Annotated in this window: 22 protein-coding genes; 12 read left to right on the top strand and 10 right to left on the bottom strand. The window is 35.6% G+C overall.

Going from position 1 to position 25,176, the window contains the following annotated elements:
• Nucleotides 1-34: 34 nt before the first annotated feature.
• Together folE and cysS are read left to right on the top strand one after the other, a co-directional pair.
• A complete protein-coding gene (folE, locus tag ACPF9A_RS15065) occupies nt 35-715 on the top strand; it encodes a GTP cyclohydrolase I FolE (protein WP_299320715.1) in 681 nt (226 codons plus the stop codon).
• 14 nt (nt 716-729) lie between these two features.
• On the top strand, nt 730-2,208 hold the full coding sequence (cysS, locus tag ACPF9A_RS15060) for a cysteine--tRNA ligase (protein ID WP_423998260.1): 1,479 nt from the start codon (nt 730-732) through the stop codon (nt 2,206-2,208).
• Between the two features lie 2 nt (nt 2,209-2,210).
• Here cysS and ACPF9A_RS15055 read toward each other — a convergent pair whose 3' ends face one another.
• Entirely contained in the window at nt 2,211-3,146 is a 936-nt protein-coding gene (locus ACPF9A_RS15055; protein ID WP_423998259.1) for an AraC family transcriptional regulator, read from the bottom strand.
• Between the two features lie 183 nt (nt 3,147-3,329).
• On the opposite strand from ACPF9A_RS15055, the gene exaC reads away from it, so the two are divergent.
• The 7 genes from exaC (at nt 3,330) to ACPF9A_RS15020 (ending at nt 9,149) form a co-directional block, all read left to right on the top strand.
• On the top strand, nt 3,330-4,853 hold the full coding sequence (gene exaC / locus ACPF9A_RS15050) for an acetaldehyde dehydrogenase ExaC (RefSeq protein ID WP_423998257.1): 1,524 nt from the start codon (nt 3,330-3,332) through the stop codon (nt 4,851-4,853).
• 14 nt (nt 4,854-4,867) lie between these two features.
• Nucleotides 4,868-5,242 (top strand): DUF779 domain-containing protein, encoded by a 375-nt coding sequence (locus ACPF9A_RS15045; RefSeq protein ID WP_423998255.1) that lies wholly within the window; start codon nt 4,868-4,870, stop codon nt 5,240-5,242.
• A gap of 114 nt (nt 5,243-5,356) precedes the next feature.
• Nucleotides 5,357-5,578, top strand: a complete 222-nt coding sequence (yidD, locus tag ACPF9A_RS15040) for a membrane protein insertion efficiency factor YidD (protein ID WP_299799031.1) — start codon at nt 5,357-5,359, stop codon at nt 5,576-5,578.
• Between the two features lie 334 nt (nt 5,579-5,912).
• On the top strand, nt 5,913-6,875 hold the full coding sequence (gene lgt / locus ACPF9A_RS15035; RefSeq protein ID WP_423998254.1) for a prolipoprotein diacylglyceryl transferase: 963 nt from the start codon (nt 5,913-5,915) through the stop codon (nt 6,873-6,875).
• A gap of 2 nt (nt 6,876-6,877) precedes the next feature.
• On the top strand, nt 6,878-7,369 hold the full coding sequence (locus ACPF9A_RS15030) for a DUF192 domain-containing protein (RefSeq protein WP_423998253.1): 492 nt from the start codon (nt 6,878-6,880) through the stop codon (nt 7,367-7,369).
• Nucleotides 7,370-7,401: 32 nt separating this feature from the next.
• A complete protein-coding gene (locus ACPF9A_RS15025; RefSeq protein ID WP_423998251.1) occupies nt 7,402-7,926 on the top strand; it encodes a GNAT family N-acetyltransferase in 525 nt (174 codons plus the stop codon).
• Nucleotides 7,923-9,149 carry an ATP-binding cassette domain-containing protein gene (locus ACPF9A_RS15020; RefSeq protein ID WP_423998249.1) on the top strand — a complete coding sequence of 409 codons (1,227 nt, stop codon included), beginning with the start codon at nt 7,923-7,925 and terminating at the stop codon, nt 9,147-9,149. The genes ACPF9A_RS15025 and ACPF9A_RS15020 overlap by 4 nt, the downstream gene beginning before the upstream one ends.
• Nucleotides 9,150-9,221: 72 nt before the next feature.
• Here ACPF9A_RS15020 and secDF read toward each other — a convergent pair whose 3' ends face one another.
• The 3 genes from secDF to ACPF9A_RS15005 form a co-directional block, all read right to left on the bottom strand.
• The gene (gene secDF / locus ACPF9A_RS15015) at nt 9,222-12,200 is read right to left on the bottom strand and encodes a protein translocase subunit SecDF (protein WP_423998247.1); all 2,979 of its coding nucleotides are present in this window, start codon (nt 12,198-12,200) and stop codon (nt 9,222-9,224) included.
• A gap of 109 nt (nt 12,201-12,309) precedes the next feature.
• On the bottom strand, nt 12,310-12,927 hold the full coding sequence (locus ACPF9A_RS15010) for a hypothetical protein (RefSeq protein ID WP_423998245.1): 618 nt from the start codon (nt 12,925-12,927) through the stop codon (nt 12,310-12,312).
• A gap of 137 nt (nt 12,928-13,064) precedes the next feature.
• A complete protein-coding gene (locus tag ACPF9A_RS15005; protein WP_423998244.1) occupies nt 13,065-13,991 on the bottom strand; it encodes a malate dehydrogenase in 927 nt (308 codons plus the stop codon).
• A 290-nt stretch (nt 13,992-14,281) separates the two neighbouring features.
• Here ACPF9A_RS15005 and ACPF9A_RS15000 point away from each other — a divergent pair, with 290 nt between their 5' ends.
• Complete coding sequence (locus tag ACPF9A_RS15000; protein WP_423998243.1) at nt 14,282-14,659, top strand: hypothetical protein; 378 nt, start codon at nt 14,282-14,284, stop codon at nt 14,657-14,659.
• 189 nt (nt 14,660-14,848) lie between these two features.
• On the opposite strand, the gene ACPF9A_RS14995 is transcribed toward ACPF9A_RS15000, so the two are convergent.
• Both ACPF9A_RS14995 and gyrB read right to left on the bottom strand, forming a co-directional pair.
• Nucleotides 14,849-15,865, bottom strand: a complete 1,017-nt coding sequence (locus ACPF9A_RS14995; RefSeq protein ID WP_423998242.1) for a DUF6588 family protein — start codon at nt 15,863-15,865, stop codon at nt 14,849-14,851.
• A gap of 71 nt (nt 15,866-15,936) precedes the next feature.
• Complete coding sequence (gene gyrB / locus ACPF9A_RS14990) at nt 15,937-17,877, bottom strand: DNA topoisomerase (ATP-hydrolyzing) subunit B (protein ID WP_423998241.1); 1,941 nt, start codon at nt 17,875-17,877, stop codon at nt 15,937-15,939.
• 417 nt (nt 17,878-18,294) lie between these two features.
• Here gyrB and ACPF9A_RS14985 point away from each other — a divergent pair, with 417 nt between their 5' ends.
• Nucleotides 18,295-18,480 (top strand): CsbD family protein, encoded by a 186-nt coding sequence (locus ACPF9A_RS14985; RefSeq protein WP_299796683.1) that lies wholly within the window; start codon nt 18,295-18,297, stop codon nt 18,478-18,480.
• An 81-nt stretch (nt 18,481-18,561) separates the two neighbouring features.
• Here the strand turns inward: ACPF9A_RS14985 and asnB are convergent, their stop codons facing one another.
• Nucleotides 18,562-20,235, bottom strand: a complete 1,674-nt coding sequence (gene asnB, locus ACPF9A_RS14980; protein ID WP_423998240.1) for an asparagine synthase B — start codon at nt 20,233-20,235, stop codon at nt 18,562-18,564.
• A gap of 245 nt (nt 20,236-20,480) precedes the next feature.
• On the opposite strand from asnB, the gene ACPF9A_RS14975 reads away from it, so the two are divergent.
• Entirely contained in the window at nt 20,481-21,020 is a 540-nt protein-coding gene (locus ACPF9A_RS14975) for a DUF2911 domain-containing protein (protein WP_423998239.1), read from the top strand.
• Nucleotides 21,021-21,087: 67 nt separating this feature from the next.
• On the opposite strand, the gene ACPF9A_RS14970 is transcribed toward ACPF9A_RS14975, so the two are convergent.
• The 3 genes from ACPF9A_RS14970 to ACPF9A_RS14960 all read right to left on the bottom strand — a co-directional run bounded on the left by ACPF9A_RS14970 (nt 21,088) and on the right by ACPF9A_RS14960 (nt 25,143).
• On the bottom strand, nt 21,088-22,713 hold the full coding sequence (locus ACPF9A_RS14970) for an amidohydrolase (RefSeq protein WP_423998238.1): 1,626 nt from the start codon (nt 22,711-22,713) through the stop codon (nt 21,088-21,090).
• A gap of 100 nt (nt 22,714-22,813) precedes the next feature.
• A complete protein-coding gene (locus ACPF9A_RS14965) occupies nt 22,814-23,245 on the bottom strand; it encodes a hypothetical protein (protein ID WP_423998237.1) in 432 nt (143 codons plus the stop codon).
• A gap of 77 nt (nt 23,246-23,322) precedes the next feature.
• Nucleotides 23,323-25,143, bottom strand: coding sequence for a DUF885 domain-containing protein (locus ACPF9A_RS14960; RefSeq protein ID WP_423998236.1), 1,821 nt, complete (start codon nt 25,141-25,143; stop codon nt 23,323-23,325).
• Nucleotides 25,144-25,176 lie beyond the last annotated feature (33 nt).

The following is a 25,176-nucleotide window of genomic DNA, read 5'->3' as shown; positions in this document are numbered from 1 at the left end:
TGTATATCTTTGCAGCTTCTAAAAGATAGATAAAATGAAAATTGAGGATACACTGGAAGATCAATTTGATGAATTAGGAAATGATCACATTTCTACATCAGAAGATACTCCTTTACGTTCAGATGCCTTTGATTTGGATGATGCCGAAAAGATTGAACGCATTCGTGAAAATGTTCGCGAAATTATGCTAACCTTAGGTTTAGACTTAACCGACGATAGCCTAAAAGGAACTCCTAACCGAGTTGCTAAAATGTATGTAAACGAAATATTCGGTGGCTTAAGCCCTGCTAAAAAACCTAAAGCTTCTACTTTTGACAATAAGTACAAGTATGGTGAAATGTTGGTTGAAAAGAATATCACTCTTTACTCTACCTGCGAACATCACTTTCTACCAATAGTTGGTCGTGCACACGTTGCTTACATTTCTAATGGTACCGTGGTCGGCCTTTCTAAGATGAATCGTATTGTAGACTATTACGCTAAACGTCCACAAGTTCAAGAGCGTTTAAACATTCAAATCGTTAGAGAATTACAAAAAGCTTTAGGTACTGAAGATGTTGCTTGTGTTATTGATGCAAAACACCTTTGTGTAAATTCTAGAGGAATTCGCGATATTGATAGTAGTACCGTAACAGCAGAATATGGCGGTAAATTTAAAGAAGAATTAGTACGCCGCGAGTTCTTAAATTACCTAAACCTAGATACCCATTTTTAATAGCATATAGCTTCATGCAATTGTACGAAAACCAGGAAATTAAAGTATACAATTCCTTATCAGGAAAAAAAGAAGTTTTCAAACCCATAAATGAAGGCCACATAGGCATGTATGTTTGTGGACCAACAGTGTATAGCAATGTACATTTAGGAAACTGTAGAACTTTCATGTCTTTTGATATGATTTTCAGATACTTTAAACACCTAGGTTATAAAGTGCGTTATGTTCGTAATATTACAGATGCCGGTCACTTAGTTGATGATGCGGAAGATGGCGAAGATAAAATTGCTAAAAAAGCACGATTAGAAAAGCTAGAACCGATGGAGGTTGTTCAGCGATATACTGTAGATTTTCATAATATTTTAGAGAAATTCAATTTTCTACCTCCAAGTATAGAGCCCACAGCTACCGGACATATTATAGAACAGATTGAAATTATTAAGGATATTCTTGAAAAAGGATTTGCCTATGAAACCAATGGTTCTGTATATTTTGACGTCGCTAAGTTCAACGAAGAACATGAGTACGGTAAACTAAGTGGTCGTAAGCTTGAAGATATGATCGCTAACACCCGTGATCTTGCCGCTCAAGATGACAAGCATAATCCGCAAGATTTCGCTTTATGGAAAAAAGCTGAACCACAACATATCATGAGGTGGCCTTCGCCATGGGGCGACGGTTTCCCAGGGTGGCATTTAGAATGTACTGCGATGAGCACAAAGTATTTAGGCGAGACATTCGATATTCACGGAGGCGGAATGGATCTTAAATTCCCACACCATGAATGTGAAATAGCTCAGGCTGAAGCTTGCAATGGTCAAAGTCCTGTAAACTATTGGTTACATGCCAATATGCTGACCTTGAATGGAAGAAAAATGGCGAAATCTACTGGTAATAGTATTCTGCCTGGTGAGATATTTTCTGGTGAAAACGAGATTCTTAGCAAACCCTTCTCACCTTCTATGGTGCGTTTCTTTATGATGCAGGCACATTACACCAGTATTTTAGATATAAGTAATGATGCTTTACTAGCATCTGAAAAAGGATTCAATAAATTGATGGAGGCTATCAATTCACTTAAATCTTTAAATACCGGTAAGACTACCGATTTTGATGTTGCAGCTTGGAAAACATCTTGCTATGCAGCCATGAACGATGATTTTAATTCGCCTATCTTAATTGCAAAACTGTTTGATGCCGTTAAGCACATCAACCTTATCAAAGAAGGTACTGAATCTATTACCGAAGAAGACAAATTAGAATTGGAGAACACCATACACAGCTTTGTTTTTGATGTTTTAGGCTTGGAGAACAAAAGTAGTTCTGATGCCGATACCGAAAAGCTAGGTGGTGTTGTAGAGTTATTGATCGAATTACGAAAATCAGCAAGGGAAAATAAAGATTTTGCCACATCTGATCAAATACGTGATCAATTAGCAGCACTAGGTATTCAATTAAAAGACGGTAAAGAAGGTACTACGTATAGCCTTTAAGTTTAATCTAAAAATCTAGATTTTTGAATTTTAGACTGGTATTCACCAGGAGCTATCTGTTGCCTTGTTTTGAAAACTCTATTAAAGTAAGATCTACTTTCAAATCCGCAATCGAGATACACATCTTTAATACTTCGTTTAGGATCTTGTAGTAAACCAACTGCTAGCTTTATTCGCTCATTATTTATGAACTCAACAGGAGAGATACCTAGCTCTAGTTTAAAAGTTCTATAAAAATGTGACGGACTCATACAAGCTATCTTACTAAGCGCATCTACAGTTAATGACTTATGCACATTATCTCTAATGTAACGTATAACTTCTGTCAGCCTAGTTTCTTTTTTAATAGACAAAGTAGCATTACTATAAATTTTTCGTTCGTTCGTCTGTAGAATTCTAATAATCAGTTCACGCAACATATTATCTACAAATAGATCCTTAGAGGGGTGCTCTTCAGAAAACAAGAATAAAAGCCGTTGTATAATTTGATATATACCTCTGTCATTTACAAAATGAAAATTGTAGTCCATTAATCCCCATGCATCCTTATTACTTTTGGGCATATTCTCATTCATGAATTGCAATACCTTGTTTATTTTATCCTCAGAAATAGCCATTGCCAAACACCTAGTTGGGTTCTTTGCCATTGCTTCAGGAAAATCAATGCACATTCCTTCATTAGCGGGTAAAACCAAAGACTCGCCTGGTAAAAAATCAAAAGATTCATAATCGCGCAAGTGCATAATCTTCTTTCCTTGAATCATACTCGCCAAAACAGGTTGTTCAAATTTTAAAAGAACACTAGCTGCTTGCTCATGAGTTTCAAAAACATGCATTGCAGCATTATTCATCGTGTAAGAGGTTTGGTTTTCAACCATGGTCTCTAAACGTCTCCCTTTTAAGAAATTTTCAGCTAAATGAATCACAGTGTTTTTCAATTTATTTTAAGGAATTTACAAAAAATTATACTTAAAAAAATCATAATAACATTAAATGATAGAATAGTTCACACTATTCATAGAATGCGTCAGATGAATTGAATACGTGAGAAGTACATTTAGAATATCGAATTAGCAGACCTATAACGATTAGACTTCTATTATTAACTTAAATCATATATTATGAGCACAACAGCAACTGTAGAAAAAGACGTACTTCAAAAACCCAAGTTCAAAAACCAATATGAAAACTTCATTGGTGGAAAATGGCTTGCGCCTAGTAAAGGAGAATATTTTGACAATATCTCACCAGTAGATGGCAAATCATTCACCAAAATACCTCGATCCACAGCAGAAGATATAGACTTGGCAATTGATGCCGCATGGGTGGCCGCAAAATCTTGGAATGCTTCTTCTGCAACGGAAAGAAGTAATATGCTTTTAAAAATCGCCGATAAAATAGAGCAAAATTTAGAAGTATTGGCAAGAGCTGAAACTTGGGATAATGGTAAAGCAATTCGAGAAACCAGAGCTGCAGATTTACCTTTGGCCGTAGATCACTTTAGATATTTTGCAGGAGTCATTAGAGCAGAAGAAGGATCGGTCAGTGAATTAGATTCTAATACAGTTGCATTAAATATAACAGAACCCTTAGGCGTCGTAGGTCAAATTATACCATGGAACTTTCCATTATTAATGGCTACGTGGAAATTGGCGCCAGCATTGGCAGCAGGTAACTGTGTAGTACTTAAGCCTGCAGAACAAACTCCTGTTGCAATTCTAATATTAATGGAAATCATTGAAGGTATTCTACCAGATGGTGTTCTTAATGTGGTTAACGGATTTGGTGCAGAAGCAGGCAAACCATTGGCATCTAGCCCAAGAATAGACAAAATTGCCTTTACAGGTGAAACTACCACCGGGCAATTAATTATGCAGTATGCATCTAAAAATATTACTCCCGTTACATTAGAACTTGGCGGTAAATCTCCGAATGTATTCTTTGAAAGCATTATGGATGCGGATGATGAATTCTTCGACAAGTGTTTAGAGGGTGCTAATATGTTCGCTTTAAACCAAGGCGAAGTTTGTACTTGTCCGTCACGTATGTTAGTTCAAGAAAGTATTTATGACAAGTTTATAGAACGAGTAATCGAACGTACCAAGGCAATTAAGATGGGGCATCCTTTAGACCCTAACACTATGATGGGAGCTCAAGCTTCTAACGACCAATTTGAAAAAATTCTAAACTACATACAAATAGGTAAAGAAGAAGGTTGTGAAATTCTTACTGGTGGCGAGCAAGCATATAATGAAGGTTTAGAAGGTGGCTACTATGTACAGCCGACGATTTTAAAAGGACATAATAAGATGCGTGTTTTTCAAGAGGAGATTTTTGGTCCCGTGCTTTGTGTTACAACTTTCAAAGATGAGGCTGAAGCTATAGAAATTGCTAACGATACTTTGTATGGTTTAGGTGCCGGCGTTTGGACAAGAGATACTCACCAAGCATATCAAATTTCTAGAGCTATAAAAGCAGGTAGAGTTTGGGTAAACTGTTATCACTTATATCCTGCACACGCTCCTTTCGGCGGATACAAAAAATCAGGTATCGGTAGAGAAAACCACAAAATGATGTTGGCTCATTATCGTCAAACAAAAAACATGCTTATCTCTTACGATAAGAAAAAAATGGGATTCTTTTAATAACTATATATTATATGAAAACTAAGCGAGTAATAGTCACCGAAAAAGCAGCTGCAGTAATTACAGAACTTAAAGAGAAACATGGCGAACTCATGTTTCACCAAAGTGGTGGTTGTTGCGATGGCTCTGCGCCAATGTGCTTTGAAAAAGGTGAATTAATGCTCGATGACAATGACGTTTGCCTAGGCAGTATTGAGGGTTGTGACTTTCATATGTCGCGAGACCAATTTGAATATTGGAAACACACTCAACTTACCATTGATGTTACGCCAGGTATAGGTTCAAGTTTTTCATTAGAAATACCCATGGGCGTTCGATTTTTAATCAAATCTAGATTGTATTCTGAAGATGAAGCAGAACATCTAGAACCGATAAGAATTGGAGCTTAGAAATAATAAGTAATAGATGCAAGTCCTGATGTTTTTCATCGGGACTTGTTATTTTCAACCGTTACTAGTTTTGTAGTAAATTTGTGATATTAATTTATACCTGTGAACATCTCAATAAAAAAAATACTTATAGCCCCTTTTGTATTTCTAGTCCGTTTTTACCAGGTGGCAATATCCCCATATACTCCCGCTACATGTAGATACTCCCCTACCTGTTCTCAATACACCTTAGAAGCATTAAAAAAACACGGTTTATTTAAAGGTGGGTGGATGGCGACCAAACGTATTTTCAGTTGCAACCCTTGGGGTGGAAAAGGGTATGATCCCGTTCCCTAAATAAAGTTCAAGTTCAAAACTCAAATTCAAGTTCAAGTTCAAGTTCAAGTCAAAACACAAATAAGAAGATTTCTTGAATAAAAAATTTATAATATAGTAACTCAAGACCTTTGTTTATCCTAAACTTCACATTTCTATTCCCATTCATTTTTTCTCTTTTCTCAATTCTCATCTCTTTTATCTCATATCTATCTTCTCTATTCTATTCTCTGTTTTCTATTCTCTAATTTCCATTCACTCAACCCTCTCTTTTAACGAATGCAAAACCGATTTTCCATTTCTAAAGCCTAGGGAGATTTCTATTTTATTATCTTAGCCTTTCAAAATTCAACACATGCATTTTTTAGGAATTACTTGGAATCCGAACGAGACTCTTTTCAACATCGGATTCATACAAATAAAGTACTACAATCTTCTTTGGATAACCGCCTTTGCTTTAGGTTGGTTTATCATGAAAAAGATATTCCTCAACGAGAAAAAATCTGTCGAGCAACTAGACTCCCTTTTCATATACACGGTTTTAAGCACCATGTTAGGTGCCAGATTAGGGCATGTTTTCTTTTATGATTGGGCTTACTACTCTAACCATCTTGTAGAAATATTAATTCCCGTTCGCGAAAGTGATTCAGGTAATTTATTATTCGGATTAATAAACGGCTATGAATTTACAGGTTTCACAGGTTTAGCTAGTCACGGTGCCACAATCGGTATTATTATCGGTACATATTTATACACTAGAAAATTCCCTGAATTTAAAATGCTCTGGATATTTGATCGAATGGTAATACCTGTTGCTATTGGTTGTTTTTGTGTACGTTTAGGAAACTTTTTCAATTCTGAAATCAATGGTAAAATTGTAGATGAAAATTTCATATTCGCTACCAAATTCATACGGGATTCAGACGACTTGCATCCATCAAAAGCATTGGGCATTACACAAGAAAAAACTTTAAATGCCGCATATGCCGCAATTGAGAACAATCCGCAATTTTCTCAATATTTAGCTGAGATTCCTTACCGTCACCCGGCACAATTATACGAAGGGGTAGGCTATATTTTAATATTTGTTTTACTTTACTTCCTATACTGGAAAACTGACAAAAAGAACAAACCAGGGTATTTATTCGGACTATTTTTTGTGTTACTATGGACTGTTCGTTTCTTAGTAGAATTCGTAAAGAAAAGCCAAGGCGGATTCGAAGAATCTTTAGGGTTACTATCAACCGGTCAATGGTTGAGTATACCTTTCATATTAGTCGGATTCTATTTCATGTTCAGAAAAACTAAAACTGCCTAATATTGAAGACGATATATAAAAATTCGGTTATTTTAATGGTTGTAGCACTGCTATGCTTTTCTTGTAAAGAAGAGTCCAAAAAAACTATCGCTACACAAAGTATAGATTTCACTCATGAAGGAGACTTATCTATCTTTTTAAATTCAAGTGACACTGTAAAAACCAAATTCAATATTGAATTTGCAGAAACTGATTACGAGACCCAAACCGGACTCATGTACCGAAAGGGTATGGATAATAATCAAGGTATGCTATTCATTTTTCCTGATGAGAGAATGCATTCTTTTTACATGAAGAATACAGAATTTCCATTAGATATTATTTACATAAAAGAAGATTTGAAGATTGCTAGTTTTCAAGAAAATGCACAGCCACTAAACGAATCTGGGCTTTCTTCATTGGTACCCATTAAATATGTTTTAGAAGTTAATGGAGGTTTATCACAAGAATTGGGGCTATCTATTGGCGACAGCATTAGCTTTACCAGAAAATAGATTACCTGCTTTTTATATTTTATAGCAACCTAATGCCAGAATACGTATTATTTAACGAAGAATCTGAACGATTGCTTTTTAAAAAAGTACAACCATCAGATTTTGAGAGCTGGCTACCTTTTCATGAAGAACCATTAAGCAGCCAATTCTGGTCAGGGTTACCATCAGACCCAAAAGAAGCCTGCCAACAACAATTCTACAGAATATTCGAGCGCTATAATGACAACTTGGGCGGCATGAATGCATTGTACTTAAAAGGCACTAATACTTTAGTGGGCCTTTGCGGTCTATTAATTCAAGAAGTAGATGGTAAAAAAGAATTGGAAATAGGCTATTCAATACTCCCAAAGTACTGGCGGCAAGGTTTTGCGTTTGAAGCAGCCCAAAAATGTAAACAAGTAGCTTTTGCAAAAAAATGGGCAACCAGTTTAATTTCTATCATACAAGTTGACAATATTCCTTCGCAGAAAACAGCATTAAAAAATGGTATGTTTTTAGATTTTACAACCACCTACCACAACAATACAGTTCATATTTTTAGAATAAGTGCATCATGAAACATTGGGTAATTTATTTAGATAACAATTCTGATAAAAAAGGCTTCTTGAAAGATATTCAGAAAGGGCAATTACCTCAAGAGCTTCAAGATTACAAACATAAAATTGGAAGGTTTTTTTCTGCTTTCACCTTAGAAGAATTAATTGATGAAGAAGATAAGCATGATAAAAAAATCATTAGTTCTGATCATCAAGCGCTAGAAACTATGTCTAGTGGAGAGCAAAAAAGAGCCCTACTACATTACTTGCTGAAAGAAAATCCCGATTATGTTATTCTAGATAACCCTTTTGATAATTTAGATATCGCTTTTCAAGAAGAATTAAAAACGATACTAAAAGATCACTCTAAACACATTTCATTTATTCAATTAGCAAGTCGCAAGTCAGACACGTTATCGTTCATAAATTGTTATGGCAGGCTAAATAAGAATATGTTCACCATCGTCAAGAATACATCTTCAAATGATAATAACATAACTAGCACTTTCAATGCAGTACGTATTCCGCAATCCATCACGACATACTCAAATATTGAATCTCCGCTAATCGATTTTAAAAACGTCAGTATATCCTACGGAAGTAAAAAAATATTAAATGCTATTAATTGGACCGTGAAAAAAGGTGATTTTTGGCAATTATCGGGCGCCAACGGAAGCGGTAAATCAACTATGCTTTCTATGATATTTGGAGACAACCCGAAAGCATACGGTCAAGAAATTTATTTATTCGGTAATAAAAAAGGTAGTGGAGAGAGCGTTTGGGATATAAAACAGAAAATAGGCTACTATGCCCCTGCAATGACGCTTAAGTTCAATGGCAGACATTCTATAGAGCATATGCTCATTTCTGGTTTAAATGATTCCGTAGGGCTTTATACCATCCCGACAGAGTTGCAAAAGAGAATCATTAAACAATGGTTACTCTTATTAGATCTTTATCCTATTAAAAATAGATATTTCAATACCCTTTCAACAGGTCAACAACGATTGGTAATGACAGCACGTGCCATGGTCAAAAGACCACCTATTTTAATTTTAGATGAGCCTACTGCAGGTATGGACGATGATTCTGCTGCGCTTTTGGTTTCGTTAGTAAATAAGTTTGCAAAAGAAACTGATACTGCTATAATATTCGTTTCGCATAGAAAAGAAAAAGGTCTACAACCAGAACGGATTTTAGACCTTATACCCAGTGCAAATGGTTCATCGGGAATTATTAAATAATCGTAAACCTTTTTAAAACAAAAAAGCCGTTCATTGCTGAACGGCTTTCTCTATTTGAGTTAGTTGTATTATCTACTCTTCTTTAACTACCCCGCCAGAAGTAATTTTCTTGCTCAATGCATCGAACATTACAGGAGTTGCAATAAATACAGATGAATATGTACCCACAACAACACCTACGATCATTGCGAACATGAATCCTCTTAATGACTCTCCACCAAATATGAAAATAGCCAATAATACTACCAAGGTAGTTAATGAAGTATTCAACGTTCTACTTAGTGTACTGTTAATCGCATAGTTGATGTTAGAACCGCCTTTCCAGCCACGTTCTGTCAAAGTCTCACGAATACGGTCAAACACAACCACAGTATCATTCAACGAGTACCCAATTACGGTTAGTATCGCAGCAATAAATGCTTGATCAATTTCCATGCTAAAAGGCATTAGTTTACCGAATATTGAGAATACACCAAGTACGATCAATACATCATGGAATACTGCAGTTACAGCACCCAATGAGAATTGCCATCTTCTAAATCTTAATAAGATATAAACGAATACTACAAGTAATGACCCTAAAATAGCCAGGAAAGCATTATTTTTAATATCATCTGCAATAGTAGGACCAACCTTTGAAGATTTCATAATACCAAAAGTCTCATCATCTATACCTCCAAGTACAAAAGCATCTTTAGATATACCATCTGGCAAGTACTTTTGAAGCGAGGTGTATAATTTATCTTGAATTTCAGTATCTACTTCGATACCTTCAACATCTACCTTATAAGGTGTTGTAATCCTTACTTGGTTAGATTCACCATAAGTCTTCACATTAGTGCCGCTACCAAATACAGTATTTAATTCTGAAGATATTTCCGAAGGATTAACAGGTTGCTCAAAACGAACCGTATAAGAACGACCCCCTACGAAATCTACCCCCTGTTGTAAGCCTGGACCAAAGAACAACGATGCTAGCCCTACGGAAATTAAAATTCCGGATATTACATAAGCAATCTTTCTTTTCGCTAAGAAATCAACATTGATACCTTTAAAAAGGTTTTTCGTGATACCTGTTGAGAAATCTAAGCTTCTACCTTTTCCTCCAACATACCAATCAATTAACAAACGTGTAATGAATATTGCAGTAAATAAAGATGTTACAATACCGATAAGTAATGTAGTTGCGAAACCTTTTATTGGACCTGAACCAAATATGAATAGGATAATCGCCGTTAAACCTGTAGTAATGTTCGCATCTAAAATAGAAGACAATGCATTACCAAAACCATCAGCAACAGCTTGACTCTTGCCCTTACCTTTTGCTAATTCCTCTTTAATACGTTCAAAAATCAGTACGTTGGCATCAACCGACATACCCAGTGTTAAAACGATACCGGCAATACCAGGTAAAGTTAACACCGCATTTAAACTAGTTAAGACACCAAATATCAATAAGATGTTCAACATTAATGCGATATCAGCAAATACACCTGCTTTACCATAATAACTAATCATCCATAAAAGAACAATAACAAAAGCAATTAAGAATGACATAAAACCACTATCAATAGCTTCTTGACCTAATGACGGACCAACAATTTCTGATGCAATGATTTCTGCAGAAGCAGGAAGTTTACCAGCTCTAAGCACGTTAGAAATATCTTTTGTTTCGTTTACTGTAAAGTCACCCGTAATTTCTGAACGACCACCAGATATAGGACCTGAAGAAACACCAGGAGCAGTATACACCTTATTATCTAAAACAATCGCAATACCAGTCTGGTTTGTATAAGCATCACCAGTTAATTTTTCCCATTCTTTAGCACCTTTAGTATTCATGGTCATAGAAACAGCAGGCTTGCTGAACTGATCGAAATCGGCTCTTGCATCACTTACTACATCACCACTAATTCTAGGCGTACCATCGCGGTTAGATTTTAAAGCATATAAATCGATAACTTCAGTTTCTTCAGCCGATGGTCTTTCCCATACAAACTTGGTAAACTGGATATCAGCAGGCAATAATCTTCTAATTTCTGGCATTCTTAAATAAGCACCAATTGTAGCCGTATCTTTAATAGCTGCACGAAACATGGCGTTGCTACCTGGGTTAGCAGGAATTAACAATTCGTATAGCGGATTTACTTGTGTAGCTAAATCTAAAGAATCAGCAGAAACATCAGATAATAAAGAATCTAACTCAGTCTCTGCTTTAATTTGTTCTGGTTGCTTAACCTCAACAATCGTTTTTAATTTCTCATTTGCTTGAATAAGGAAGGTACTAAAGCTTGTATTGCTCTGCTTGTACGTTTCCCAAAATTCTAATTGAGCAGTGCTTGATAGTAAGTCTTGTGCACGAGCGATATCTCTAGCACCTGGCAATTCAACTAAAATACGACCTGAATTACCTACTCTTTGTATGTTAGGTTGTGTAACACCAAAACCATCGATACGTTCTCTTAATACCTCAAAAGCAGAAACAATAGACTCATCTATTTTTCTATTGATAATAGGCTTAACCTCATCATCAGACATTTGAAAGTTGATTTCATCACTAAGACCTTTATTAGCGAAGATATCTGGTGAAGCTAGTTTAGTTTCCCCTTTTATTTTATCGAAAGCCTCAAAGAACAAATCGATATACGTATCATCACTATTTTTAGAAGCAGCATCTGCATCAGCTAAAGCCTTGTTGAAAACTGGACTTTTGGTGTTATTCGCTAATCCTTTCAGGATATCCTTAATAGAGATTTGCAATGTAACGTTGATACCACCTTCAAGGTCAAGACCTTTGTTCAGTTCTTTCTTTTTAGCTTCATTATAATCGGTAAAGCCAAAAATTGGATTGCTCCCAATAGAATCAAGATAGCTTGCCGCCACCAATTCTCTTTTTGCTACATAACCTTCTTCTGATTCAGATATACGGCTCGTAGCGAAATTATTCGCTTCTTTCTCTACTTTACTTGTAATGAAAGTATAGGATAGCTGGTAAATACTAACTAACCCAAATAATAAAGCAAAAAGCTTTATAAGTCCCTTGTTTTGCATTTGTAATAATTTAATTTATGTTGATTATTATTTTGAATATTTTTAAAATCTAAGGCAAATAACGTCTACGTATAGTAGATACGTTGCTTAGAAATATTTTTGAATGGAATTAGCTATTCCCATATACATAAGGGCCTGCCCTTACTTCTGGTATTGTTCGTGAAGTATTATCTATTGCTATTGCAATAGTTCTATTGATCTTATAAGCGGTATCTACAATTGCATCTTGCTCAAAAAGTATGTTTTCACTAAACGGCAAAACTACCGGATTAGAAAACGTTTTAGCATCATGCTTTTGAGGTAAAACGAGCGTTGCTTTTATGGTAACACCATTTTCAGCTTGCTGATGAAGGTCTGATACTACTAAATTATATTTCTCTGGTAATTGTTCTTTTGGATAATCTGACGGAAGTTCTTCTTCATTCGCTAATGATAGCTGGTTTTCTTGAGAAAGAAACTTCTTAACACTATCAGCATCAACATCACTATAATAACGGATGCTTAATTGCCTACCATCATTTTCAATAATTTGAACAGCATCAACACCTAAGACTTCTAGTTTCTTGGTAATAACCGCCAAAATTTCATCATGAGCAGTTTCTGAAGCTAATTCTACATCTGCAAATTGTAATAAAATTTGTTGATTAGAAGCTTTCTTTTGCTCTTGACATAGCCCCAATAAGGCTAGAATAATAAATAAAGTACTTACGCACCATTTTGCATTCATGCGGCAAATATAAAAAGAAAGATTATTCTAGGTGGTATAATTTTTACAATATATGATTCTAATGCTTACCTTATTATAATAAGAAAGCCTTTATAGTTCAACTATAAAGGCTTCTCTTATATTTATGCGTGTATGAATTACAGCTCTAAAAGTCCGTTTGTTTTAGTAACACCTTCGGCACTTTCTTTCATTTTAGCTTTTTCGGCATCACTTAGAGGAATATCAATAATCTTTTCGATACCATTTTTCCCTAAAATTACCGGTACACCGATACAGATATCTTTTAATCCGTATTCACCATCTAACATCGTTGAACATGGAAACATTTTCTTTTGATCACAAGCAATAGCCTGAACCATAGAAGAAACTGCCGCACCTGGCGCGTACCAAGCGCTAGTACCTAATAGTTTAGTTAATGTGGCACCACCTACTTTAGTATCATCTGCCACTTGTTGTAATCTATCTTCAGACAAGAATTCTGAAACACGAATACTGTTTCTAGTTGCGTGAGATGTTAATGGCACCATACCAGTATCACTATGACCACCGATTACCATACCGTCGATATCAGAAATAGGAGCTTCCATAGCTTCTGCTAAACGGTACTTAAAACGAGCGCTATCTAAAGCACCACCCATACCAATAATTCTATTTTTAGGAATACCAGTAGTTTTATGTACCAAATACGTCATCGTATCCATTGGGTTACTTACTACTATAATGATAACATTTGGTGAATGCTTTAAAAGGTTGCTTGATACCGTTTTTACGATACCAGCATTTATACCTATTAATTCTTCTCTAGTCATTCCTGGTTTTCTTGGAATACCAGAAGTAATTACAGCAATATGGCTATCAGCAGTTTTGGCATAATCATTTGTACTACCTGAAATCTTAGTATCAAACCCCATCAATGATGCAGTCTGCATCAGATCCATAGCCTTACCTTCAGCATAACCTTCTTTAATATCTAAAATAACCACTTCTGATGCAAAATCTTTAATGGCAATGTACTCTGCACAACTAGCACCTACTGCACCAGCACCTACAACTGTAACTTTCATTTATTCTTATTTTATGAATTATTATATATAAAATGGAACACCCACCTTATGTGTATTGAATTTTCAATCCAAAAATAGGTATTTATTGACAAATTATGCTATTGAAGTATTGATTTAATTACTTTGAAAAAGCCTTAAAAACGTCGATGAAATGCAGACATTGTTAAAAAAAATTGCGCTTTAACGAAGATATCGTGAATTAGTTACCATACATCGAATTAAAGTAATAACCCATTATTAGTCACGTTAAATACTGTGGATCCCAAATCCAAAATTAAATTAACCTACTTATGACTAAGAAGTTCCTCTCTTTGTTGGCGATATGCGCCATAGTGTTTCTTGCAAACTGTTCTAGAATAGAACAGAATACCGACCCCATTATTGGGATATGGTCTCAATCTAATACTATTACAACAGAAAATTCTGCTAAACAAACCGTACGTAAAGAATGGATTTTCAATGACGTGTTCTTAGGAAGATACCATGAAATTGACGGCAATACCATTACCTTAAAAACAGATTTCAACTGGTCCAAGCAAGACGATATTTATACTGTAGAGTATAAAGGTCTTGAAGGCAAGCCCAACAATGTAATTACCATTAAAGCTACTGAAGATGGATTCTATCTTCTAAAGAAAGATGGTGAAACATTGGCAATAAGGGAATAAATGATTTTAACAGGGCCATGGGAAAAAGGCTGTCCGGAGGGATCTGGGCAGTCTTTTTTATACCCATTGTCGTTCCCTAATAACAATTGAAAAGATTTTTATTACAGTTACCTACGCTTATTTAAAGCACAAAAAAGTCCGATTGAATCTTAACTGATCAATCGGACTTTATCTTATTAAAAGATATTCTTATCTAAACCCAAAGTTAATACCCACTGTAGCGGTATTAAACTCTCCTAAATTGTATTCAGCATTCAATCTAAAGAAACCTAACTTAAGTTTGGTACCTATGGTTCCTGTCACTCCGCTTACCTTTTTGGTAATAGAGAAAGGATCTTCATATGTCTCAGAAGCAAAAGGACCACCAGTTACTCTATACGTACCTAATACATCTGTAACCGATTTACCGGTAATATAATTAACACCTCCATAAAAATTAATAATAGGCAATTTTGTAGATACTACGGCACCAAATACCCAACTGCTAATCTCTGCCTCTATTCTTTGATTTTCTCCGTCTATTAAATTTGCCTCAGTTAAATCGTAATCACCGTTAATATTGGTGTAGCCTATTACAGCAGAAATAGCCACAGGTAAAATTTTATCTGCAGGTAATAATTTGGTAAAATCGTGTTGTATACCAACACCGAACAAACCGATTGACGCATCTTCGTAAGCTATTTTTGGCAGAAATCTTGCCTTTACCTCTGTACCCTTAAACAAACCCACACTTGCCTGCACATAACCTGAAGGCACAAAATCGACACCTTCACCAGATAGTCCTGATGGCAATTCAAAAGTCTCACGTACCGTTACTCCCAAAACCTCGCCTTCTACAAACACTTCTGTACCAGAAATATCGCCTAAAGCAGTTGAAACCGCTCTTGCCACACCGGGGTTATCCACAAAATCTAAATTTTGATAATCGTTAGGGTCCAAGATAAAAGTCTTCTTATCCTCTTTATTCTTAAATCCTGTAATATTACCTATAATCGAAATTTCAAATCCGCCTAGAGGTTTTGCATCTGCGGTATTATACCAGCCAGTAGACATGCTATAAACTACACTTTCAGAAAGCGGAGCCATATAATCTGTGGTAAATGTTTCTGCATCTTCAACACCTGCCGAAAGCACATTATTAAAATCTGCTTGAGCAGAAGCTGTCAAGCACGTACCAATAAAAATGGTAGTCAATAGATTTTTCATATTTCTAATTTTACCTAAAACTAAAAAACCTGCGCTGTAGGCGCAGGTTTTTGTTGTGTAAATAGTATTTTCTATGTGTCAATGTTCGCATAAACAGCATTTTTCTCAATAAATTCTCTTCTAGGCGGTACTTCATCGCCCATAAGCATTGAGAAAACACGATCTGTTTCGGTTGCGTTTTCAATAATAATTTGTCTTAAAGTTCTAAATTCAGGATTCATTGTAGTATCCCACAATTGCGAAGCGTTCATTTCCCCAAGACCTTTGTATCGTTGAATACTAACACCACCACTGTAGCTATCAGCAATTTCATCACGCTCTTTATCACTCCATGCATATTGCTTTCTCTGACCTTTTTTAACTAAGTATAAAGGCGGAGTAGCGATATAAACATGACCGCTTTCTACAAGCTCCCTCATGTATCTGAAGAAGAAGGTTAAGATTAATGTTTCAATATGACTACCATCGACATCGGCATCACACATGATGACTACCTTATGATATCTTAATTTAGAAATATTTAATGCCTTACTATCTTCTTCGGTACCTATGGTAACACCCAAAGCAGTATACATATTCTTGATTTCCTCGTTTTCAAAAACCTTGTGCTGCATGGCTTTTTCAACGTTCAATATCTTACCTCTTAATGGCAGAATAGCTTGAAAATTACGGTCACGACCCATTTTGGCTGTACCACCTGCCGAATCACCCTCGACAAGAAAAATTTCACATTTTTCAGGATCCTGTTCTGAACAATCTGATAGTTTACCAGGTAAACCACCACCGCTCATTACATTCTTACGCTGAACCATTTCACGCGCTTTAGAAGCTGCATGTCTAGCTTGAGCGGCAAGTATTACTTTTTGAACGATAATTTTAGCATCGTCTGGATGCTCTTCAAGATAATTCGTTAACATTTCTGAAACTGCCTGACTAACAGCTGCAGAAACCTCGCGGTTACCTAATTTTGTTTTCGTTTGACCTTCGAACTGGGGCTCTTGTACTTTTACAGAAACAATAGCCGTTAAACCTTCACGGAAATCATCACCTTGTATTTCGAACTTCAATTTATCCAACATACCTGAAGCATCGGCATATTTCTTTAAAGTTGAGGTTAAACCTCTTCTAAATCCAGATAAATGCGTACCACCTTCGTGAGTGTTAATATTGTTTACATAAGAATGAAGATTCTCTGTATAACTTGTATTATAAATCATTGCTACTTCAACAGGGATGTCGTTCTTCTCCCCTTCCATAGAAATCACCTCTTTTATCAAAGATTCACGATTACCGTCTAAGAATTTAACAAATTCTTTTAGACCTTCGGTAGAAACGAATGTTTCACCAACAAATTCACCTTTTTCGTCTTTTTGACGCAAATCGGTAATAGTAATGGTCACCCCTTTATTCAAAAAGGAAAGCTCACGCATTCTATTTGCTAAAGTTTCGTAGCTATATTCTATTGTTTGTTGAAATATGGTTTCATCTGGATGAAAAGTTACCTCAGTACCTCTTTCCGTAGTTTCACCAATGCGTTTAACAGGATAAAGTGCCTTACCTCTAGAGTATTCTTGCTGCCAAATAACACCATCTTTAAATACCTTTGCAGATAAATGATCCGAAAGTGCGTTGACACAAGAAACACCTACACCGTGAAGACCCCCAGAAACTTTATAAGAATCTTTATCGAACTTACCACCCGCACCAATTTTGGTCATTACAACCTGTAGGGCAGACACACCTTCTTTCTTGTGAAGATCGACAGGAATACCCCTACCATTATCTCTGGTAGTTACAGAATTATCTTCGTTTATAATTACGCTTATGGTGTCGCAATGCCCACCCATAGCCTCATCAATTGAGTTATCGACTACTTCATATACCAAATGGTGCAAACCACGGACCCCAACATCACCTATATACATGGATGGACGCATACGTACGTGCTCCATACCCTCTAAAGCCTGAATACTATCTGCCGAGTAATTTTTCTTATTTGCTTCTTCGCTCATAAAATTAAGGTTGTTTTACTTCAAATTTTGCAATCTTACAAATATACGCAATACCCCATGAAATATAGTCTTTCTAGCAATTGCATAGCGTAAGTTATCAACAATGATTGTGGAAAATTAGGAGATTTACCTAAAAATGTAAAATAGGCATAACAATTGATACCCCATTTCATTTAATACCAAATTCAATTGCTCCTTTTTGGTTAAAATATTTGCCGAAAGTAAATTTAAAAAGTCATCTACTTGCAGTCCCAATTTCTCAAAAACAGACTATTTATTAGAACATTCTTAACATTTGCAGGGTAGAATTAACTGCATTAAAAGCAATGTGTGCGCTATCGATGAATTCTAGCTTTTATTAAGATTTCATTTACATATGACTTTTAACTTAGCTATATAATCTTAAAACAATATATCATGAATGAAGATCAATTTAAAGGGAAATGGAATATAGCAAAAGGGAAGCTTAAACAACAATATGCAGACCTTACAGATGACGACCTAACATACGCTGAAGGTAAATCTGATGAGTTATTAGGTAGAATTCAAGAAAAGACCGGAGAGTCTAAAGAGAAATTAAAGAAAATGATAAACGATTTATAGTTTATCTAAAATTTAAAAAAAGTAACCCCGTCTATTTTATAGACGGGGTTTTTACAATAGATAAAATGACTAATTCAAACCCTATTGTTTAACGTATGCTTCACTGTGTACATTAGCAATTGCTCTACCAGAAGGGTCATTCATATTCTTAAATGCCTCATCCCATTCTAAAGCTATAGCTGTACTACAAGCTACACTTGCTTCTTGCGGTACGCTCAATGCTGCAGCATCACTAGGAAAATGCCCTTCAAATATTGTTCTATAATAATACTCTTCTTTGTTTAATGGTGTATTGATAGGAAAACGGAACGCCGCATTCTTTATTTGCTCGTCGGTAATCTCGTTGTTTACCAATTCTTTTAAGGTATCGATCCAACTATACCCAACTCCATCACTAAATTGTTCTTTTTGTCTCCAAGCTACACTTTCCGGAATCATATCTTCAAACGCCTTACGAACTACCCATTTTTCCATACGTTCGCCGTTGATCATTTTATCTTTAGGGTTGATGCGCATAGCAACATCCATAAATTCTTTATCTAAAAATGGTACACGTCCTTCAATTCCCCAAGCAGCTAAACTTTTATTAGCTCTTAAACAATCGTACATATGCAACTTATTTAATTTACGTACAGTTTCTTCATGAAACTCTTGTGCATTTGGGGCTTTATGAAAATACAAGTAACCTCCGAACAGCTCATCTGCTCCTTCACCAGACAATACCATTTTAATACCCATCGATTTGATTACTCTTGCCATTAAATACATAGGCGTAGAAGAACGGATTGTGGTAATATCATACGTTTCTATGTTATAAATAACATCTTTAATAGCATCTAAACCTTCTTGTATAGTAAACTTGATCTCGTGGTGTATGGTACCTATATGATCAGCAACTTTTTTAGCCGCTGCCAAATCTGGTGATCCTTCTAAACCAACAGAGAAACTATGTAGTTGTGGGTACCAAGCATCGGTAGTATCGCCACTTTCGATTCTTTTCTGAGCGTATTTTTTAGCGATAGCAGATGTTACTGAAGAATCTAAACCGCCTGATAACAATACACCATAAGGTACATCAGACATTAACTGTCTGTGAACTGCAGCTTCTAATGCTACTTTAATTTCTTGTATACTGGTAGCGTTATCTTTAACCGCATCATACTCCATCCAATCTCTAGAATACCATTTTTTGAATTGGCCATCAGAACTATGTAAATAATGACCTGGAGGAAATAATTCTATTTTAGTACACGTACCTTCTAAAGCTTTCAATTCTGATGCCACATAGAACGTTCCGTTTTTATCCCACCCTATGTATAATGGAATAATACCCATATGATCACGTGCTATAAAATATTCATCTTTTTCAGCATCATAAATAGTAAAACCGAAAATACCGTTCATCTCATCTAAGAAATCAACTCCTTTTTCTTGGTACAAAGCCAATATTACTTCACAGTCAGACTCCGTCTTAAAATCGTATCTACCTTCAAACTGCTTACGTAATTCTCTATGATTATATATTTCACCATTGGCCGCTAATACCAATTTACCATTCGGACTCAATAATGGTTGTTTACCAGAAGCTGGATCTACAATAGCCAAACGCTCATGCGCCAATATGGCTTTATCATCTGCATAGATACCACTCCAATCTGGACCTCTATGTCTTATTTTCTTCGACATTTCTAAAAGTTGAGGTCTAAGTACCTCAGTACTTTCCTTAACATCAAATGCACATACTATTCCACACATAATCTAATTATTATATCAATTCGAATACAAATATCATTTTATTGTTTCAATTAACAAACACATATGTACATTCTGCTTACAAATTATAATCATAAAATGTGTTTCATATTCTATTTGACATATATAGCATCTAATTCATGTTTAAAACGTGATGAAATGTAACAATCAAAAATTTAACTACCTTTTAGTAATAGTACTGTAAGGAACTGCTTAGTTTTATGACCTAGAAAACCAAAACAATGATTATGAAAAAAGTATTTACACTTGCAACACTAATGTTCGCCTTAGTTTTAACGACTTCGGTATCGGCTCAAGACTTTTCTGGAATCGACAAAAGCCCTATGGATATGGCTGCTTACCCTACAGATTACAAAGTATCTGAAAAGGCAGTTCGTATTATTTACGGAAGACCACAATTAAAAGGTCGTTCTATGGAAGAATTAGCTCCAACAGGAAAAGTATGGAGAACTGGTGCTAACGAAGCTCCTGAAATTACATTTTACAAAGATGTTATGTTCGGAGGTAAAGCTGTTAAAGCCGGAACCTATTCTTTATTCACTATACCTGGTGCTGATGAGTGGACAGTTATCTTGAACAAAAAATTGAACCAATGGGGTTCTTATTTCTATGACGAAGCTTCTGATGTGGCTCGCGTAACGGTACCTAATGGAACTGATGCTGCGTCTCTTGAAGAATTTTCAATCGCCTTCAAAGATCTTAACGGTGGTACTCAACTAGTAATGGGTTGGGACAAAACAAGAGTTGCAGTTCCAATTACTATGTAACTCGAAACACAACATATTAAAAAAAGCCTCGGTCAATGACCGAGGCTTTTTTTTGACCTTTTTTCTTTTATCGAACTACGCCGTTTACAAAAGTCTGCTCTGCACGGATTGTCGGTATTTCTTCGACTGGTACTGTCATCATATCTTTATCATAAATGACAAAATCAGCGACCTTACCTGGTTCTATACTTCCTTTTTCGTTTTCTTCAAAATTAGAGTACGCTGCCCAAATGGTCATTCCTTTTAAGGTTTCTTCTCTAGACAAAGCCTCTTCCATTTGAAAACCTCCTTTTGGGTATCCGCTTGTATCTTGTCTCGCTACTGCTGCATAGAATGTCAAAAACGGACTCACATCTTCCACCGGAAAATCGGTGCCTAGTGCAATTGTCCCTGCTTTCTTTAATAATGTTTTGTAGGCATAAGCCCCTTTTACTCTATCCCCTAAACGATCTTCTGCCCAATACATATCGCTTGTTGCGTGTGTAGGTTGTACTGACGGGATAATACCATCTTCAAAATAATCGAAATCACCCTCGGTCAATACTTGGGCATGTTCAATTTTCCAGCGTCTATCAGATTTACCTTGTAGCACATTTTTATAAGCTCTTAATACGGCAATATTAGCGGAGTCGCCAATAGCATGTGTATTCATTTGATATTCTGAATTCGCCAGTTTTTTAGCCAAAGCTTCAATATCTGCAACGGGAGTAATCATAGCCCCGAAATGCCCTGGCAAGTCACTATATTCTTCTTTTAAAGCAGCTCCTCTAGAACCTAATGCTCCGTCGCCATATACTTTTACCGATCGCACATTCAATCGATCTGTTTTTATAGGTCCTTTATTTATAAAGTAATCTACATCTTCTTTATTGTTGCTCACCATGGCGTAAATTCTAATAGATAATTCACCTGCCTGCTGTAAGCTATCGATTAGCTCAATAGTACTTCTATCTAACCCTGCATCATTTACGGTTGTTAATCCGTGGTTCAGGCTAATTCTTTCTGCATCTTTTAACGCCCTAATTTTATCATCTAGAGATGGTGCTGGCATTATACTATCTATAAGTGACATTGGGTTATCGACTAAAATACCTGTAATACCAGAATAGCCATTTTCCCATTTTTTTACAATTTCACCACCTTCAACCTTAGTGCTCCAGTCGATACCAGCCATATCCAAAGCTTTCTGATTCACCAAATATGCATGACCATCTACGCGCTCTAAAGCTACCGGTATATCAGGAAAAATAGTATCTAATTGTGCTTTTGTCGGAAATTCTTTTACTTCCCAATCATTCTGATCCCAACCTCTACCTCTAACAAAAGACTTTGGGTTGGCAGTATGAAAAGCTCTTACGCGCTCCAATACCTCTTCAAAACTTGTAGTCCCAACTAAATCTACTATTTGCTGGGTAAGTCCTAATCCGTAAAAATGGCAATGTGCATCTATTAAACCAGGGGTAATAGCTCTACCATCGGCATCAATTAATTGGTCTGAAGTATATTTATCACGAATTTCATCTGTAGTACCTACAGCAATAAATTTACCATCTTGAACTGCAAAAGCCTGCGCTTCAGAAAAAGAATCATCTACAGTATAGACTTTGGCATTTACGATTACAAGGTCGACTTTCTCTTTCATGAGTTCGCAACCAGATAATAATACGAGTAAAATTGGAAGTAGTTTTTTCAAAACAAAAAATAGTTAGTTAGTAAAATTGTCAAACAAGGCTATAAGTGCCTTTTTAAATAATTACTGAAAACTAAGTATTTTTTTGGAAAGATTTAAATCTTTATTCTACAGGTATTTGTCGCTTAGCTAAAACTTCGTTTGAGCCACTTTCAGAATAAGATTCTCCAATCATCTTATCTCCTTCTACTTCAAGAACAAAAGAAATACGATCTATACCTTCTTTATTAATATTAAAATTGATGCGATTATTATCAACCTTTATATCTTGACCATTTAATGACCCCGTTTTTAAGCTAATTACAACTTGGTAGTCATCATTTGGTTTTGAAATAAATATTCGCCCCTTTCTATAAGGTGCATCAGCCTCAGGCATTAAAAATTCCCAAACACCCAAAACAGGATTTTCATCAATTATTTGCTCCTGTTCTACTACATCATATGATGAATTTATCGAACGATTTTCGATAAACGAATTCATAAATAGAACATTTGTAAATAAGACAATTTTTATTAAAACATGGTTAGTGCTCATTTTATAAAGTATTGTTTTATATGCATTAGTAACGATACTAAGATAAAATTATTTTACAAATTGTAAGGTTTTTACTACTATAATTTCTTTTTCGCTACAATCCAACTCGTTATTTTTTCTTCTAATAGTACCAAAGGTAAACTACCTGAGTCTAAAATTTGACTATGAAATTCTCTAATATCAAATTTATCACCTAAGGCTTTTTCTGCCTGCGTTCTTAGTTCTCGAATTTTTAACTGACCAATTTTATACGATAGCGCTTGACCTGGGGTTGCCATATAACGCTCTATTTCAGCAATTATACTTTCTTCAGATTCTGCCTCGTTATCTAAAGAGTATTGAATCGCTTTTTCTCTGCTCCAACCTTTTGCATGAATACCTGTGTCTACTACTAGGCGAATTGCTCTATGCATCTCCATACTCAACATTCCAAAATATTGGTATGGATCTGTGTAAATTCCCAATTCTTTTCCTAAAGATTCTGCATATAACGCCCATCCTTCTACAAAAACACCCATACTTTCAGGATGTAAAAACTCAGGAAGATTCTTATTCTCTTGCTGTAGACTTAATTGAAAGTGATGCCCAGGTATAGCTTCATGCAAAAACAAAGCTTCATCATGCACCATGTTATAACTCTTCACATCAGGAATCGGAACATAGAAAATTCCCGCTCTAGACCCATCTTTCGACCCTGGTACATATTCTGCACTTGCCGATGCTTCTCTAAATGCTTCGGTTCTACGCACATTAAAACCTGCTTTGGGTGTTAACGCAAATAAAGAATCTATTCGTAAAGCAATACGTTCATTAATAACATTAAAACTTTCAATTACTTCTTCTGGTTTTGAAAAAGGCATCAGTTCTTTTTTATTACGTAGAGAATTAAAGAATGATTTCAAGTCTCCTTTAAACCCTATTTCATTTTTAACTGCTTCCATTTCTTTAGAAATACGAGCCACTTCAGACAAGCCCAATTCATGAATTTCATCTGCGGTCATGTTAGTAGTCGTATGCAATTTTATTAAATATTGATACGTTTCTTTTCCATTTGGCAGGTCTAATAGTCCTTCTGTATCTCTACAAGCCGGTAAATACCCCTCGGTCAAGAATTGATTTAATTCTACATATTTAGGCGTCAGTTTTTCTTGAATAAGATCTTCATAATTACTTTGAAGAATATCCATATCAACATCAGACAAGCCATCGGGGAAATTCATTATCGGCTGGTAAAACAGATTTTCTTCAAGCGGAACATCTATAAACGATTGAATCTGTGGTAGCATTTTTAAGGTTAGTACTTTTGGTAACACTACACCTTTGTCCATACCTATTTTCATCTTCTCAATAGACGTATCTAAGAACATTAAATAATCTTCTAACCTACTTAACCAATTATTATAAGCTTCAATGCTCTTAAACGGCTGTACACTTGTGCCACCTGCTAACTGGGCAACATATAAATGCAAAGATTGTATTTGAAAAAGTGGCATTAACTCAAAACTTGGCAAATCGTAGATTGGGGAAGCAACCGTTACTATGGGGTTCATTACACCTTCTAACTTCACAGTACAATCCCACTGCATAACGCGCATGCTCGTATAATCTGCTGCACTAACGTTCGTGGAATCGTATTTACTTAATTCATCTAAAAAATAAGAGTATCGATCTTTTAGATGTAAAATATAATCATCAGAAATGTAATCGGCTATAGTATCATTATATTCTGAAAAGCCAGCTTTAGTAGCCTCTATGGGGTTGATGCTTTTCTTAAACTCATAAAACTCAGTAAAAACCTCAGCAATAGGTTTCGTTGTGGCGATCTGTTCTTCTTTTGAAGATTCTTTACATGAAGTAATAACAGCAACGAATAATAAAAGCCAAAGTGTACGAATCATAGTATTAGAATTTGTACTGAAAAATACAAAAAC

This window comes from Maribacter sp. IgM3_T14_3 (assembly GCF_049603095.1).
GTDB lineage: Bacteria > Bacteroidota > Bacteroidia > Flavobacteriales > Flavobacteriaceae > Maribacter.
The sequence above is the reverse complement of the archived record's forward strand: the minus strand, read 5'-3'. Positions and strand labels throughout refer to the sequence as shown.

Coding starts and splice junctions, on each gene's coding strand:
- ACPF9A_RS14975 (WP_423998239.1), top strand. CDS start 20,481: ATGAAAAAAGTATTTACACTTGCAACACTAATGTTCGCCTTAGTTTTA.
- ACPF9A_RS15045 (WP_423998255.1), top strand. CDS start 4,868: ATGAAAACTAAGCGAGTAATAGTCACCGAAAAAGCAGCTGCAGTAATT.
- asnB (WP_423998240.1), bottom strand. CDS start 20,235: ATGTGTGGAATAGTATGTGCATTTGATGTTAAGGAAAGTACTGAGGTA.
- ACPF9A_RS15005 (WP_423998244.1), bottom strand. CDS start 13,991: ATGAAAGTTACAGTTGTAGGTGCTGGTGCAGTAGGTGCTAGTTGTGCA.
- gyrB (WP_423998241.1), bottom strand. CDS start 17,877: ATGAGCGAAGAAGCAAATAAGAAAAATTACTCGGCAGATAGTATTCAG.
- cysS (WP_423998260.1), top strand. CDS start 730: ATGCAATTGTACGAAAACCAGGAAATTAAAGTATACAATTCCTTATCA.
- ACPF9A_RS14960 (WP_423998236.1), bottom strand. CDS start 25,143: ATGATTCGTACACTTTGGCTTTTATTATTCGTTGCTGTTATTACTTCA.
- ACPF9A_RS15000 (WP_423998243.1), top strand. CDS start 14,282: ATGACTAAGAAGTTCCTCTCTTTGTTGGCGATATGCGCCATAGTGTTT.
- lgt (WP_423998254.1), top strand. CDS start 5,913: ATGCATTTTTTAGGAATTACTTGGAATCCGAACGAGACTCTTTTCAAC.
- ACPF9A_RS15020 (WP_423998249.1), top strand. CDS start 7,923: ATGAAACATTGGGTAATTTATTTAGATAACAATTCTGATAAAAAAGGC.
- ACPF9A_RS14995 (WP_423998242.1), bottom strand. CDS start 15,865: ATGAAAAATCTATTGACTACCATTTTTATTGGTACGTGCTTGACAGCT.
- ACPF9A_RS15010 (WP_423998245.1), bottom strand. CDS start 12,927: ATGAATGCAAAATGGTGCGTAAGTACTTTATTTATTATTCTAGCCTTA.
- ACPF9A_RS15025 (WP_423998251.1), top strand. CDS start 7,402: ATGCCAGAATACGTATTATTTAACGAAGAATCTGAACGATTGCTTTTT.
- exaC (WP_423998257.1), top strand. CDS start 3,330: ATGAGCACAACAGCAACTGTAGAAAAAGACGTACTTCAAAAACCCAAG.
- ACPF9A_RS14965 (WP_423998237.1), bottom strand. CDS start 23,245: ATGAGCACTAACCATGTTTTAATAAAAATTGTCTTATTTACAAATGTT.
- folE (WP_299320715.1), top strand. CDS start 35: ATGAAAATTGAGGATACACTGGAAGATCAATTTGATGAATTAGGAAAT.
- secDF (WP_423998247.1), bottom strand. CDS start 12,200: ATGCAAAACAAGGGACTTATAAAGCTTTTTGCTTTATTATTTGGGTTA.
- ACPF9A_RS14985 (WP_299796683.1), top strand. CDS start 18,295: ATGAATGAAGATCAATTTAAAGGGAAATGGAATATAGCAAAAGGGAAG.